Origin of the sequence: Streptomyces sp. SID1328, assembly GCF_009865595.1 — a bacterium.
Taxonomy (GTDB): domain Bacteria; phylum Actinomycetota; class Actinomycetes; order Streptomycetales; family Streptomycetaceae; genus Streptomyces; species Streptomyces griseoluteus.
The window spans coordinates 1-13,385 of record NZ_WWKH01000970.1 but is presented as its reverse complement, the minus strand read 5'-3'; the positions used below and the strand labels follow the sequence as shown (position 1 = coordinate 13,385).

The following is a 13,385-nucleotide window of genomic DNA, read 5'->3' as shown; positions in this document are numbered from 1 at the left end:
CGGTCGGCGACGAGCCCGGCGGGCTGGCCGGGTGCGAACGCCAGCTGCGCCAGCCGCGCCGCGTCGTACCAGTCCCCCCTCGCGTCGTCGGCGCCGCGGGCCTCCAGCGCGTGCACCCGCACCCCGTCGGGCCGGTGGGCGAGGGGGCCGAGGTAGACGGTGTCGAGGCCGTGTTCCGAGGCGAGGTGAGCGCGGATCTCCGTGGGCATGGACGCCTCGTGCGCGGGCAGCCCGTACGTGCCGTCGCCCAGGTCGGTGAGGAAGACCTCGGTGGCTTTCCTACGCGTTGTCAGGCTGAGGTTCATCAGCTCTTCCCTCCCACAGCTCACGCATGCGGTCACTGGTGCCGAGCAGTTCGTCGAGCGTGCCCTGGGCCACCACCCGGCCCTCGTCGAGGACGACGATGTGGTCGGCCTCGCGGAAGGTCTCCCGGCGGTGGGAGACGGCCAGGCAGGTCAGCGGCGCGGCCGCGCGGCGCTCGCGCAGGCCCTGCCAGAGGCGACGCTCGGTGGGGCCGTCGAGCGCGCTGGAGATGTCGTCGAAGACGAGCAGTTCGGGCTCGCGGGCGAACATCCGGGCGGCGGCGACGCGCTGGACCTGGCCACCGGAGAGCTTGGTCCCCTTGTGGCCGACGACCGTGTCCACACCGTCGTCGAGGGAGCGCACGTCCTCCTCCAGGACGGCAGTGCGCAGCACCGCGCGCAGCGCGTCCTCGTCCTCCGTCCCGCCCAGCTCGATGTTCTCCCGCACCGGCGCCGAGAACAGGCGCGGCACCTGCGGGGTGTAGGCGGCGCGGGGCGGGGCGAGCCGGCTGCTGTCCTCGCCGTTCCACCGCACCTGGCCGCCCTCGCGCTCCAGCAGGCCGAGCACCCCGCGCAGCACGGTGGTCTTGCCGGAGCCGGTCTTGCCGGTGAGGACGACCAACTGGCCCTGTGCCAGGCGGAAGCTGATGTCGTCGACGCCGTTGGCGGAGCCGGGGTAGTGGCAGGTGAGCCCCTCCACCTCCAGGGTGCGCAGTTCCTCGCGGGGGGCGGGCAGCCGTACCGGGTCGGGCTCCAGCACACCGGTCACCGCGCCCGGCGCGACCTCCTCCAGCCGCTCCAGGGAGGCTCCGGACGCCTTGTACAGGGCGAGGTTCTGGCTGAACAGCGAGGTGAAGTCGGTGACCCAGCCGACGTAGATGACGAACAGGGCGAGGTCGCCGACGGTGAAGCTGCCGTCGGTGATGCTCTTGGCGGTGAGCGCGAGGACGACACCGGTGCCCAGGGCGGAGGTGTTGGTCCACACCGAGGCGAGGAAGACGTCGGTGAACAGCCGGCTCTGCAGGGTCTTCTTGCGCCGGTCCTCGTTGAGGGTGCCGAGCCGGGACATGATCTGCCCCTTTGCCCCAGCGAGCCGGATGGCCTGCACCGAGCCGAGCATCTCCCCCAGGAAGGCGTTCACCTCGCCCGCGGCCGCGCGGCTGCCGCTGTGGTACTTGCGGATGCGCTTGCTGGCAATGTTGATGACGATCCCGGCGAGCACCAGAGGCACACACACGACAGCCGTGACGACGGGGTCGATGAGCAGCATGATGACGAGCGCGCCCAGCGCCTGCACGGCCGCGCCGGACACCATGAAGGTGTAACCGACCATGGATGCGGCATTGGCGGTGTCGGAGACCAGCCGGTTCACCGCGTCCCCGGCAGGCATCCGGAGCGCCGTGGCGCCGGGCCGGGCGAGCAGGGCGCGTACGGCGCTGCGGGTGAGCAGAGCCTGTCCGTGGGCCTCGCAGATCCCGTCGTAGGCGACACAGGCGAGCAGGCCGCCGACGCGGACCAGGGCGACCGCGACCAGCAGGGCGATCAGCAGCCACAGCCCGCTGGTGAGCGGCGCGTCGTCGGAGAGCCGGTTGAAGATCTCCCGCACGATCAGGCCGGGCACCACGAGGATGCCGCTGCGCACCAGTTGGAGCAGGAAGTTGGCGGTGAACGGTCCGGGCGCGGAACGCACCACCCGGCCGAAGGTCTGGTACGCCTTCACGCGGCACTCCCGGCGAGCAGGGAGGACAGGTGAGACGCGGGGTCGGCAGCGAGCGCGGCCCGCTCCCCGGCCTCGCGGACCCGACCGTCCTGGAGGATCACCACGTGGTCCAGGTCCTTGATGGTGGACAGATGGTGCGCGATCACCAGCGTGGTCCGGCCTTCCATGAGTTCGGCCGTCGCGCGGCCGGTGAGCTGTTCTGTGGCGGGGTCGAGCCGGGAGGACGCCTCGTCCAGGATCACCACGGCCGGATCGCGCAGGAACACCCGCGCCAGCGCGATGAGCTGGGCCTGTCCGGCGGACAGGGCACCGGTGCCGCCCTCCAGGACGGTGTCGAGCCCGTCGGGCTGCTGTCTGATCCAGTCGGCGACGGCGAGCCCGTCGAGCGCCTTCCACACCTGCTCGTCGGTGATGTCCGGGTCGAACATGGTGAGGTTGTCGCGGACGGTGGCCCGGAAGATGTGCACGTCCTGGGTGACCACGCCGACGTGCCGGTGCAGATCGTCCAGCGGGATGTCGCGGATGTCGACCCCGGAGAAGCGGATGGCGCCCCGGTCGGCGTCCATCGCCCGGTGCAGCAGCCGGGCCGCGGTGGTCTTGCCGCTGCCGGTACGGCCGAGCAGCGCCAGCGACTGCCCGGCGGGGATGGTGAGGCTGACGTCGTCGAGGGTGGTGCGTCCGGCCACGTACGAGAAGTGCACGTGGTCGATCTCGACGGTGACCGGCGCCGCGGGGAACGGCGTGGTCCCGGTGTCCTTGACCCGGCTCTCGGTGTCGAGGATCTCGGCGGTGCGGTCCATGCCGGCGAGGGCGACCTGAAGTCCGTCGGCGCGGTAGGCGATCCGGAAGAGCGCCATGGAGAGCATGCTCGTGTAGAAGTACGACACGTAGAGCTGGCCGAGCTCCATGCGGCCGTGCGAGATCAGGTAGGCGCCGAGGGCAAAGATGCCGCCGGTCGCCAGGGAGACGCTGGTCTCCAGCACGCTGGAGGAGGCGCGTACGGCGATGGCCTCGACCTTCATCAGCTTGCGGAAGCGGTCCAGCAGGCCGTCGAGGCGGGTCATGACGTAGCGTTCGGCGCCGTTGCCCCGCACGTCCTCGGTGGCGGTGACGCTCTCCTCCAGGAAGCTGGAGATCTCGGCATTGGTCTGCCGCATGGCGGTGAAGTACGGCTTGGCGCGCCGCTGGGCGATGCGGACCAGCGGCAGCACGAGCAGCGCGAACACCAGCAGGGTAAGACCGGTACGCCAGTCCGCGAAGAAGCTCACACCGACGATGCCGACGGCGAGGACCGCGTTGGCGAAGACATGGAAGACGAACGTGGAGAAGAAGTTGCCCATCGTGGCCACGTCGCCGTCGATGCGCTCGATCAGCTCGCCCGGCGTGTGCTCCTTGTGGAAGGACATGTCCAGGTCGAGGCAGTGCTCGGCGAGGTCGGTGCGCAGGGTGTTGGTCGCGCGCCAGCTCAGGTCCTCGGCGAGGTAACCCGCGGCGGCGACCACGCACTGGTTGAGCACGGTGAGCGCGATGAACACGAGCGCGATGTCGACCAGAGCGTCGGCCCCCCGCCCGTCCTCGGCTCCGTCGATGAAGCGGCCCAGCCACTGCGGGTTGAGCACGGTCAGGGCGACGTTGCCCAGGACCAGGACCCCGAGGACGGACGCACGGCCGCGGTGGCCGTGCAGATACCTCCAGAGGAGGGAGACGCGCTGCCTCACCGCTCGCCCGCCGTTTCCGCCCGCTCCATGTGGCGGCGCAGGCTGAGCGGACGCATGTCGGTCCACACCTCTTCGATGTGGGCGAGGCACTCGGCCTTGGTGCCCGAGGGCCCGCTCGCCGTCCAGCCGGGAGGCATCGGATCGTCCACCGGCCAGATCGAGTACTGCTCCTCGTGGTTGACGACGACCTGGTAGGTCACGGTGTCCTGGCTGTCGCTCATGTCCTTCTTCTCTCTCGCTGCTGTCGTGCCGTGCCGGAGGCCGGGAGGTCGTGCCCCGCTCATCGGCGGGCCGGAACCGCGGCCGTGATCAGCCGGTCGATCCCGGCACTCACGCGTGCCTCCGGTTCGGCCCCGACGGAGACGCGTACGAATCCGGCGCAGGAGGCGCCGTACCCGCTGCCCGGGACGACACTGACCCCGTGGTCCAGCAGCAGGTCGCGGGCGAACCGCTCGCTGTCGGCGCCGGTGCGGCCGATGTCGGCGAACAAGTAGAAAGTCGAGTCCCCGGAGAGGGTCTCGATCCCGGCGGCGGTGAGCGTCTTTTCCACACGGTTGCGCCGGGCGACCACTTCCTGGATCTGCGGGCGGGTCACCGCGAGCAGGCGGGTGAAGTGGTCGGCGAGGAAGTGGCACAGGATCGAGGGGGCGCAGGTGACGATGTGCTGCTGAAGCTTGAGCACGTCGTCGAGAAAGGCGCCGTTTCCGATGAGGTAGCCGACCCGCCACCCCGATATCCCGTAGTTCTTGGACATCGAGTTGCAGATCACCGTGTGCCGCTTCTCCGGGTCGCACACCCCGAGGGAGATGAACTCGGCTCCCAGCGGCACGAATTCGTTGTACGCCTCGTCCGCGATGAGGATGAGCCCGTACCGGTCGGCGAGTCGGTGCAGTTCGGCCACCTCGTCGGCGGTGAGCAGATTCCCGGACGGGTTCTGCGGGTTGTTGACGACGATGGCGCGGGTGCGGGGGGTGATGTGGTTCTTCAGCTCGCCGACCGGCACCTGGTGCGGGACGGCCACCGGGACGCCCCCCGCCAGCCGGATCTGATCGGGGTAGCTGACCCACAGCGGCTCGCGGACCAGTACCTCGTCGCCGGGGTCCACGACCGCGAGCAGCGCCATGAACAGGGCCATCTTGGAACCCGCGGTGACGATGAGTTCGCGCTCGGGGTCGACGGGGACCCGGCACTGGTCCTGGTAGTACCCGGCGAGTCGCTCGCGCAGGCGGGGCACGCCTCGTGAGTGGGTGTAGTGGTGCAGGTCGACGCCCGTGCCCGCGGCGAACGCCGGCAGCGGAAGGTCGAAGAAGGCTTCGCCGAGGGAAAGGGTGATGACGTCCCGGCCCGCCTCCTTCATCTCGTAGACGAGGTTGTTGACGGCGATGGAGGATGCCTGGCCGATGGCGTCGAGCCGTCCGGGACGGCCGCGGCCGAGGGTCCCGGCGCCGTCAGAGGACACGGACCTGTCCGTTCCCCCACACCACGTTCTTGACGGAGGTCAGCGACTCCAGGCCCATCGGGCCGCGGCTGTGGAGCTTCTGCGTGGAGACGCCGATCTCGACGCCGTAGCCGAACTCGCCGCCGTCGGAGTAGCGGGTGGACGTGTTGACGAAGACGGAGCCGGTGCTGACGGCGCGGGTGAAGCGTTGCGCGACGGCGATGTCCCGGGCGACGATGCCGTCCGCGTTCATCGTGCCCCACCTGCCGATGTGGGTGATGGCCTCGTCCAAGTCGTCGACGACCTTCACCGCGAGGATCAGGTCCAGGTACTCGGTTCCCCAGTCCTTCTCCTCGGCCGGCACCGCCGCCGGCCACACCGCGCGCACGCGCTCGCAGCCGCGCACCTCCACACCGAGGCCCTTCAGCTCGTCCAGCGCACCGGGCAGCCACTCCTCGGCGAGGTCGCGGTGGACCAGCAGTGTCTCCATCGCGTTGCACACGCTGGGCCGTGAGGTCTTGGCGTTGACGACGATGGCAGTGGCCATCTCTCGGTCGGCGGTGGCGTCGACATAGGTGTGGCAGTTGCCGTCGCCGTCGATGACGGTGGGGACGGTGGCGTTCTCCTCGACCGTGCGGATCAGCTCCGGCCCGCCGCGCGGCACCAGCAGGTCGATGTAGCCCTTGGCACGGAGCAGTTCCAGCGCGGCCTCTCGGGAGACGTCGTGGATGAGCTGCACGGCGTTGTCCGGGACGCCCTCGACACCGGCCAGGGCCTCTTGGAGGACCTCGATGATGGCGGCGTTGCTGTGATACGCGATGGACGAGCCGCGCAGCACGGCCGCGTTGCCGGACTTCAGGCAGAGCGCGGCCACGTCGGCGGTGACGTTGGGGCGGGCCTCATAGATGACGGCGACCACTCCGAGGGGTTCGCGCACCTGCTCGATGACCAGCCCGTTGGGGCGCTCCTGGCGGCCGACGCCGAGGCCCACCGGGTCGGGCAGGCCGGTGATGACGCGGATGGCCCGGACCATGCCGGCGATCCGGGAGTCGGTCAGCGTCAGCCGGTCCACGAGGGTGGCCGAGACTCCGGCGGCGCGGGCCTTCTCCACGTCCACGGCGTTGGCCTCGATGAGCCGCTCGCGGTGGATCTCCAGGGCGTCCGCCATGGCGTTCAGCGCGGTGTCCTTCACCTCCGTCCGCAGGACGCGGAGTTCGGCGGCGGCCTCCTTGGCAGCACGGCAGATGTCGATCACGGACACGGTTCTACCTCCAGCAGGCTGACGTATTCATCGGGATGCAGCACCGGCGCTCCGGCGGGGAGCCGGGTGATCTCCTTGGCGCTTTCGCGGGCGCGGCCGCGGGCGAGGAGGTCACCGTGTGCCGTGACGAGGTCGATGACGGTCCCGGCGGGGAAGTCGCCGTCGGCGGCGGCGACGCCCTGCCGGTCGAGCGGTCCGCGGGCGGCGAGCGCCGCCTCGCCGTCCGGGGTGCAGACCAGGCGGCCGCCGGGGGGCTGGGCGAAGGCGCACCACAGCGCCTGGAGGGGGTCGGCCGTCCTGGTGGCGCGCACCAGAGTGCCGCGCGGTCGGCCCCGGCATGCCTCGACGGCCGCGTCGGCGCCGTCGAAGCGGGCGATGACGGTGGGTACGCCGCTGCGGGTGGCGATGCGGGCGGCGCCGAGCTTGGCCGCCATTCCGCCGGTGCCGTGCGCGGAATCGGCGCCGCCGGCTGCCGCCTCAAGGCCGGCGGTGATGGTCTCCACGACGTCGATGCGGCGGGCGTCGGGGTGCAGCCGGGGGTTGCGGTCGTAGAGGCCGTCCACGTCGGTGAGCAGCATCAGGGTGCGCGCGCCGAGGCGCGCGGCGAGCAGGGCGGCGAGCACGTCGTTGTTGCGCACCATGATCGCGTCGTTCTCGTTGACGACCGGTACTACGCCCGCCGCCAGGGTCTGCAGCAGGGCCGCGCGGACGGAGGCGCCGTGCTCGGGCTCCCAGATGTCGCGCGGGGTGAGCAGGAACTGGGCACAGGTCAGGTCATGCCGGGCGAAGGCGGCGCCGACGGCCTGGAAGTGCGGGCCCTGGCCGAGGGCGGCCATGACCTGTCGGCGGGTCCCGGCCTCGCCGGGACCGTCACCGAGGGTGTCCCGGCCGAGCGCGATGGCGCCGGAGGCGACGACGACGGTGGTCAGGCCCTCGTCCCGCAGCCGCCGCACCATGCCGGCCACGACGTCCGCCTTGGCGGCGTCCACCCCCGCGCCCTCGACCAGGGAGGAACTGCCGATCTTGATGACGACGCACGTCGACACCGTGGCTTCCGCCGTGCGTAAGGCTTCTGTCTCGGGCAACACGTTCGCACCCCCGTCGTACGCGGATGAGCAGAGAAACGCTGAGCGCAGAGACGCTGAGCGGCGAGAACGAGTACGACGCCGCTCGGAGAATCCGAGGGCGTCGCGGGAAGGGCACGCGGTGCGCGGGTCCGCCGGACATCTCCGGGGCGCCTGTGGACACACTGCGGCAACTTCGAGAAGTTTTCTTCGTACCTGCTCAGAAAGTCAAGGGGTTCTTCACCGTCAATTGACCTAGGAAGAGCCGAGGTTGGTGCGGAGACGTGTCGACAGGCGCGAAGGCGGGAGGTTCCGAGAGGTGGCGGTGGGGGCACAAGACCTTCATGCTCCATGGCATCGACGTCAGCGCGTATCAGTCCTCGTCGTACGAGACCGACGGACTCTCGTTCGCCTTCATCAAGGCGACGGAGGGCCGTTCGTACGTCAACTCGAGACTCGCGGCCCAGACGAAGACGGCGCGGGACGCGGGTCTGGTCACGGGTTTCTACCACTTCCTGTGGCCGGGCAACCTCACCGACCAGGCCGAGTACTTCCTCAGTCACGCTCCCGACCGGCCGGGCGACATCCTGGCTGTCGACTGGGAGGTGACCGGTGACGGCACGCACGCGAGCAACGCGGAGAAGGACAGCTTCATCCGCAAGCTGCGCAGTCTGCGGCCGGACAACCGGGTGGTGCTGTACACCAACCGGGACTACTGGCTGAACATCGACACCACGTCGTACGCGGGCGACGGGCTGTGGATCGCCGACTACGTCAGCGCCGGCAAGCCCCGGATCAAGGCGGACTGGAAGTTCCACCAGTACACCTCGGAGCCGCACGACAAGAACGTGGCGGACTTCTCCAGCAAGGCCGCGCTCAAGCAGTGGGCGACCGGGAGGTGACGGCAGGGGTGTCCGCGCGGCGCGGACACCCCTGCCGGGTGCGTCACTTGTTCAGGTAGGCCCAGAACTCGTCGAACGTCAGCACCTTGTCGCCGTCGATGTCACGGGTCTTGATGACCGCCTCGGCGACCGTCTCGGTGACGTTGAAGTCGCCCTGCTGGGCGAGCGCGGACTTGAACTCGGCGGCGGTGATGAACCCGTCGCCGTCCGCGTCGATCCGCTGGAACTGCTTGCGTGCTTCCTCGATGTCCGCCACCGATCCGCCCCTCTGTGCTCGTACTTCTCATACCGTGTCGGCGTACTGCCGCTGGTCAGATTAACGCCCCCCACCACCAGCGGTTCCCCCGGACCGAGAGGCGGGCACGATGGAGACGTTGCCGGAACTGCTCGACGCGGTGGCCGACGACCGGTTCCTGCCCCCGGACGGCACTGTGACCGTCCTGCCCCAGCTCTGCCAACGGGACGCCGGGGTGATGGCGTTCACCGCCCACACCCTCGTCCTCACCGACGAGGACCCCGCCTGGGTACGCGCCACCCTGGCCGCCGTGGACTGCGACCCCCTCGCCGCCCCCATGCACCCCCGCTTCCTCACCGCCCTCATGGACCGCACCGGCCGCGCCGCGGAGACCGTCGACGCGCTCTGGGTCGGCACTCCCCTGCCGGGCCCGCCCGCACTCGCGATGCGGGAGACCGCGGACACCGGGCACCCCCGTGTGGTCCGCGCGCGCCGGCGCCGGGACCCGGTGCGCGTCCGGGTGGCCGACGGCGGGCTGTTGGTGATGGGGCGCGGGGTGGGCGGCCGGCTGGAAGTGGCGCTGGAGGTGGAGGGTGGAGGTGCCGGGACGGGGCGCGGACTGGCGCTGGCCGCACGGCAGTTGGCCGACGGGCCGGTGTGGGCCCAGGTTTCGCCGGGGAACGCCCGGAGTACGCGGGCGTTCCTGGCGGCCGGCTATCGGCCCGTCGGCGCCGAGCTGCTGCTCAGTGCCAGGGACGGTAGTACGGGTTGCTCCGGCAGTTGCTCATGATCTCGGTCTTGGTGGCCTTGTCGACCGGGCAGACGCCGATGACGTACTGGCGCTGGATGCCGCCGGGGAAGGCGACCTCGACCTGGTCCGCCCACTTGTGGGTGTCGCCGATGGTCTTGTTGACGTCCACCCCGCCGGGGGCGTCGATGTAGTAGTTGTAGCCCGACTTGTACCAGGTCTTGTACAGGTCGTGGTCGTAGGTCGTGGAGACGTACGGCGAGGGCTGGTTGACGAGGACGTACTGCTCCACGTCGTACTGCCCGTTCACCGTGTCCTTGGGCAGGAAGCCCTCCTCGAAGACGACGGCCGGGCCGCGGCTGTCGCTGCGGTAGAGGGTGCCGCAGCCGGTGCGCCACACCGGGTCCGGGGTGATCCGGTCGACGTCCACCCGGCGGTCGGCGGCGGCGTGCACCTTGTCCTGGAACTGCGGACAGGAGGGCGCGGCGGCGCGGGTCTTCAGCTCGGCGGGAGCGGCGGCGGGCGTGACGGCCGTGGTGGCGAGGACGGCGCCGAGGGAGAGGGCGGCAGCGGTGACGCTGCGCCGCAGACGAGTTGTGATCATGCCCCGCACGATGGCGGTCCGGCAGGGACGGGTGGTGGACCCTCACCCCATCGGGGGCGTGTCCGCCCGCCCCAAGTCGGCTGTCCCTAGCGGTCGGAGACCCGCATCTCGAACCAGGTGGTCTTGCCCCGGGGCAGCAGGTCGACGCCCCAGCGGTCCGCGAGCTTGTCGACGAGGAACAGCCCCCGCCCGCTGATGTCCATCTCCTGCACCGGCATCAGGCAGGGCAGCCCCCGCGAGGGGTCGCGCACCTCGACGCGGACCCAGCCGCGCCGGCGGCGCATCCGTAATCCGAACACGCGGGCGCCGGTGTGACGTACGGCGTTGCCCACGAGTTCGGAGACGAGTAAGACCGCGTCCTCGGTCAGCTTGGGGGTCAGCCCCCAGTGCCGCAGGACCACGATCTGGGCGAGTCTGCGCGCGGTGGCGGCGGACTCGGGGCGCGACGGGAGCGGAACCTCCGCCTCCGCGGGGTTGCCGAACAGTTCGAGCGCTCTGAGCCCTTGTTCGTCCTCGACCGCGGGCGACCAGCGCGCCGCGGCAGCACGGCTGTGTCCCCGTGGCTGATCGATGCCATCCAGCCCCGCCATGGACCCATGATGGCCGTCACGGCAGAGCTCCGGGGCCGATCCGGAGGAATACGCCCCCCGTGCGCCCCCGGTCTGCTCCAGTCTCTCGGCATATGCCAATGGCAGGTCGGGGTCGGCCGTGGCCCGGTCGACCTGCGGCGACGACTCGGTTCCGGGCAAGCGTGCGGCTCCCTCGGCGAGGCAGACTTAAGGTGCGGTTAAGGCTGCCATAAACCGGCCCGCCGAGAGAGCCGAATCAGACGATGCGTCAATTGCAGTAGGTGCAAGGGGTCTTGTCCGGCCCTGAGAGCACGTCCTCTGCCCTCAGAAGAACTTGGCCTTTCCCGGACCCTCCTCCACGAAGCTGCGCATCCCCCGCTCGCGGTCCTCGGTGGCGAACAGCCCCGCGAACCAGTTCCGCTCCACCGTGAGTCCGGTGTCGATGTCCGTCTCCAGGCCGGCGTCGACCGCCTCCTTCGCGGCGCGCAGCGCGAGCGCCGGGCCCTGGGCGAGCCGGGCGGCCCAGGCGTGCGCCTGCTCGTACACCTCGCCGGCCGGGACGACCCGGTCCACCAGGCCGAGCGCGAGGGCCTCGTCGGCCTTGACCATGCGGCCGGTGAAGATGAGGTCCTTCGCCTTGGAGGGGCCGATCAGCCGGGGCAGCCGCTGGGTGCCGCCCGCGCCCGGGATCAGGCCGAGCAGGATCTCGGGCTGGCCCAGCTTGGCGTTCTCCCCGGCGATACGGTAGTCCGCGCACAGCGCCAGCTCGCAGCCACCGCCGAGCGCGTACCCGGTCACGGCGGCGACGACGGGCTTGGGGATGCGGGCGACGGCGGTGAAGGCGTCCTGGAGGGCACGAGCGCGCAGAACCATCGCGGTGTGGTCCATCGCCTGCATCTCCTTGATGTCCGCGCCCGCCGCGAACACCTTCTCCCCGCCGTAGATCACCACGGCGCGCACGTCCTCGCGGCGCGTGGCCTCCTCGGCGAGTTCCTTGAGCCGGTCCTGCGTGGCGACGTCCAGCGCGTTCATCGGGGGCCGGTCCAGGCGCAGCGTTCCGACGCCTTCGGCGACTTCGAGATTCACGGTCATGCGCAGCAGGTTAACGGCCACTAACGCCGACGGGCCCGGTGCCGTTCCTCACAGCACCGGGCCCGTCTCGCCAAGTTCCTACTTCTTCCAGTCCGCCCAGCTCATGTTCCAGCCGTTGAGGCCGTTGTCCGGGGAGACCGTACGGTCGTGCGAGTTCTTCACGACGACCACGTCACCGACCATGGACCTGTTGAAGAACCAGGCCGCCGGGACCCCGCCGTCGTAGCCGCCGCGCACGTCTCGCAGGCCCACGCAGCCGTGGCTGGCGTTGTAGTTGCCGAAGGCGCCGCCGCCCCAGTAGTTGCCGTGGATGAAGGTGCCGGAGTCGGTGAGGCGGATGGCGTGCGGCACGTCCTTGATGTCGTACTCGCCGCCGTAGCCGACCGTCTCGCCGTTCATCCGGGTCACGGCGAGCTTCTCGGTCATGACCATCTTGCCGTTCCAGGTCTCGTAACCGGGCTTGCCGGTGGTGACCGGGAGGGTCTTGAGGGTCTTGCCGTCCCGCACGACCTTCATGGTGTGCTTCTTGGCGTCGACGTAGGAGATCTGGCTGCGGCCGATGGTGAACTTCACCGTCTTGCGCTGCTTGCCGTACACCCCGTCGCGGCCCTCGACGCCGTCCAGGTCGAGGTCGACGGTGACCTTGGTGCCGGGCTTCCAGTAGCTCTCCGGGCGGAAGTCCAGGCGGTCGTTGCCGAACCAGTGGCCCGCGACGTCCACCGCGGGCTCGGTCTTGATCCGGATGGCCTTCTCGACGGCGGCCGGGTCGGTGATGCCGCGGGTGAAGCGCAGCGAGAACGGCATGCCGACGCCGACGGTGGAGCCGTCCTCCGGGGTGAAGGTGCCCATGAAGGTGTTCTTGGGCGTCAGCGTGGTGAAGCTGGAGTCCTCGGCCGCCTTGCGGCCCCGCGAGTCCTCGGCGACCGCGTGCACCGTGTACTTGGTGGCGGCGGCCAGGTGGCGGGTGGGGCTCCAGGCGGCGCCGCCCTTGGCGAGCGTGCCGTCGACCTCGGTGCCCCTGCTGTCCTTGACCACCACGCTGGTCAGCCGGCCCCCGGCGACCTTCACGTTCAGCGCGCCGCTGGTGTCCACCGCCGTGGCACCGGACTTGGGCGCGATGGTGACGGCGGCCGAGGACTGCTTGTCCTGGCCGTCCTTGTTCTTGGCGTTGTCCGACCCGCTCCCCGTGGTCTCACCGCCGCCGCAGGCGGCCAGCGACAGCACGAGCGCCCCCGCCACGAGCGCCAGCCCCTTACGACCCCTGTGCCGAGTTCCTGCCGAAGCCCCCGATATCGGCCGCACGTTCAAGTCCTTCTCCCCTCCCGGACCTGGTCACAGGTCCACACCCCGGCGCGTCCCGCGCTCATTCGGGCATGCTAGCCGCCGGGTTCCGGGCTCGGTGTCCGTCGAATGTCACCGTTCAGTCGCAACTTCAACCAGCCGCCGAGACCCGGAATTTCGCAGCTCACCGGGTCACTGGAGCACGCTGCCCGCCTTCCACTGCTTCCATGCCATGTTCCACCCGCTGAGGCCGTTGTCCGGGGAGACCGTCTTGTCCTTGCTGTGCACGACCTCGATGACGTCCCCGACCAGGCTGCGGTCGAAGAACCAGCCCGCCGGGGTGTCCGCGCCGCCGCCCTTGACGTCCCTCAGCCCCACGCAGCCATGGCTGACGTTGACCTCACCCGGCGACTCGGGCGACCAGTAGTTGCCGTGCAGGAAGGTGCCGGAG

Annotated in this window: 15 protein-coding genes; 2 read left to right on the top strand and 13 right to left on the bottom strand. The window is 70.4% G+C overall.

Annotated features, from left to right (window positions below; genetic code table 11):
* The 7 genes from GT030_RS31405 to proB form a co-directional block, all read right to left on the bottom strand.
* The coding region (locus GT030_RS31405; RefSeq protein ID WP_161203991.1) for a hypothetical protein at window positions 1-305 on the bottom strand (305 nt) is incomplete at its 3' end.
* On the bottom strand, window positions 280-2,022 hold the full coding sequence (locus GT030_RS31400; protein ID WP_161203990.1) for an ABC transporter ATP-binding protein: 1,743 nt from the start codon (window positions 2,020-2,022) through the stop codon (window positions 280-282). The genes GT030_RS31405 and GT030_RS31400, both read right to left, overlap by 26 nt.
* Entirely contained in the window at window positions 2,019-3,740 is a 1,722-nt protein-coding gene (locus GT030_RS31395) for an ABC transporter ATP-binding protein (protein ID WP_161203989.1), read from the bottom strand. The genes GT030_RS31400 and GT030_RS31395 overlap by 4 nt, the downstream gene beginning before the upstream one ends.
* A complete protein-coding gene (locus tag GT030_RS31390; RefSeq protein WP_135789879.1) occupies window positions 3,737-3,961 on the bottom strand; it encodes an MbtH family NRPS accessory protein in 225 nt (74 codons plus the stop codon). The genes GT030_RS31395 and GT030_RS31390 overlap by 4 nt, the downstream gene beginning before the upstream one ends.
* Before the next feature lie 59 nt (window positions 3,962-4,020).
* Window positions 4,021-5,199, bottom strand: coding sequence for an aminotransferase class I/II-fold pyridoxal phosphate-dependent enzyme (locus GT030_RS31385; RefSeq protein ID WP_161203988.1), 1,179 nt, complete (start codon window positions 5,197-5,199; stop codon window positions 4,021-4,023).
* Window positions 5,189-6,439: a glutamate-5-semialdehyde dehydrogenase gene (locus tag GT030_RS31380; RefSeq protein ID WP_346009785.1), complete on the bottom strand. Its 1,251-nt coding sequence runs from the start codon at window positions 6,437-6,439 to the stop codon at window positions 5,189-5,191. Before GT030_RS31380 ends, GT030_RS31385 begins: the two co-directional genes overlap by 11 nt.
* The gene (gene proB, locus GT030_RS31375) at window positions 6,430-7,485 is read right to left on the bottom strand and encodes a glutamate 5-kinase (protein WP_161203987.1); all 1,056 of its coding nucleotides are present in this window, start codon (window positions 7,483-7,485) and stop codon (window positions 6,430-6,432) included. The genes GT030_RS31380 and proB overlap by 10 nt, the downstream gene beginning before the upstream one ends.
* 362 nt (window positions 7,486-7,847) lie before the next feature.
* Here proB and GT030_RS31370 point away from each other — a divergent pair, with 362 nt between their 5' ends.
* Window positions 7,848-8,405 carry a GH25 family lysozyme gene (locus tag GT030_RS31370; protein ID WP_161203986.1) on the top strand — a complete coding sequence of 186 codons (558 nt, stop codon included), beginning with the start codon at window positions 7,848-7,850 and terminating at the stop codon, window positions 8,403-8,405.
* A 43-nt stretch (window positions 8,406-8,448) separates the two neighbouring features.
* Here GT030_RS31370 and GT030_RS31365 read toward each other — a convergent pair whose 3' ends face one another.
* The gene (locus GT030_RS31365; RefSeq protein WP_135789875.1) at window positions 8,449-8,661 is read right to left on the bottom strand and encodes an EF-hand domain-containing protein; all 213 of its coding nucleotides are present in this window, start codon (window positions 8,659-8,661) and stop codon (window positions 8,449-8,451) included.
* A 109-nt stretch (window positions 8,662-8,770) separates the two neighbouring features.
* Here GT030_RS31365 and GT030_RS31360 point away from each other — a divergent pair, with 109 nt between their 5' ends.
* Window positions 8,771-9,430 (top strand): GNAT family N-acetyltransferase, encoded by a 660-nt coding sequence (locus GT030_RS31360; protein WP_161203985.1) that lies wholly within the window; start codon window positions 8,771-8,773, stop codon window positions 9,428-9,430.
* Here GT030_RS31360 and GT030_RS31355 read toward each other — a convergent pair.
* The 5 genes from GT030_RS31355 to GT030_RS31335 form a co-directional block, all read right to left on the bottom strand.
* Window positions 9,384-9,992 (bottom strand): ADP-ribosyltransferase, encoded by a 609-nt coding sequence (locus GT030_RS31355; RefSeq protein ID WP_161203984.1) that lies wholly within the window; start codon window positions 9,990-9,992, stop codon window positions 9,384-9,386. The two genes, GT030_RS31360 and GT030_RS31355, sit on opposite strands and share 47 nt — an antisense overlap.
* A gap of 86 nt (window positions 9,993-10,078) precedes the next feature.
* A complete protein-coding gene (locus tag GT030_RS31350; protein WP_161203983.1) occupies window positions 10,079-10,582 on the bottom strand; it encodes an ATP-binding protein in 504 nt (167 codons plus the stop codon).
* A 303-nt stretch (window positions 10,583-10,885) separates the two neighbouring features.
* On the bottom strand, window positions 10,886-11,653 hold the full coding sequence (locus tag GT030_RS31345) for an enoyl-CoA hydratase-related protein (RefSeq protein ID WP_161203982.1): 768 nt from the start codon (window positions 11,651-11,653) through the stop codon (window positions 10,886-10,888).
* Between the two features lie 78 nt (window positions 11,654-11,731).
* Entirely contained in the window at window positions 11,732-12,901 is a 1,170-nt protein-coding gene (locus GT030_RS31340; RefSeq protein ID WP_237522958.1) for an Ig-like domain-containing protein, read from the bottom strand.
* Between the two features lie 225 nt (window positions 12,902-13,126).
* Window positions 13,127-13,385 (bottom strand): L,D-transpeptidase (locus GT030_RS31335; RefSeq protein WP_161188601.1); only part of this gene is annotated, 259 nt, incomplete at its 5' end.

Coding starts and splice junctions, on each gene's coding strand:
- GT030_RS31390 (WP_135789879.1), bottom strand. CDS start 3,961: ATGAGCGACAGCCAGGACACCGTGACCTACCAGGTCGTCGTCAACCAC.
- GT030_RS31370 (WP_161203986.1), top strand. CDS start 7,848: ATGCTCCATGGCATCGACGTCAGCGCGTATCAGTCCTCGTCGTACGAG.
- GT030_RS31360 (WP_161203985.1), top strand. CDS start 8,771: ATGGAGACGTTGCCGGAACTGCTCGACGCGGTGGCCGACGACCGGTTC.
- GT030_RS31355 (WP_161203984.1), bottom strand. CDS start 9,992: ATGATCACAACTCGTCTGCGGCGCAGCGTCACCGCTGCCGCCCTCTCC.
- GT030_RS31350 (WP_161203983.1), bottom strand. CDS start 10,582: ATGGCGGGGCTGGATGGCATCGATCAGCCACGGGGACACAGCCGTGCT.
- GT030_RS31345 (WP_161203982.1), bottom strand. CDS start 11,653: ATGACCGTGAATCTCGAAGTCGCCGAAGGCGTCGGAACGCTGCGCCTG.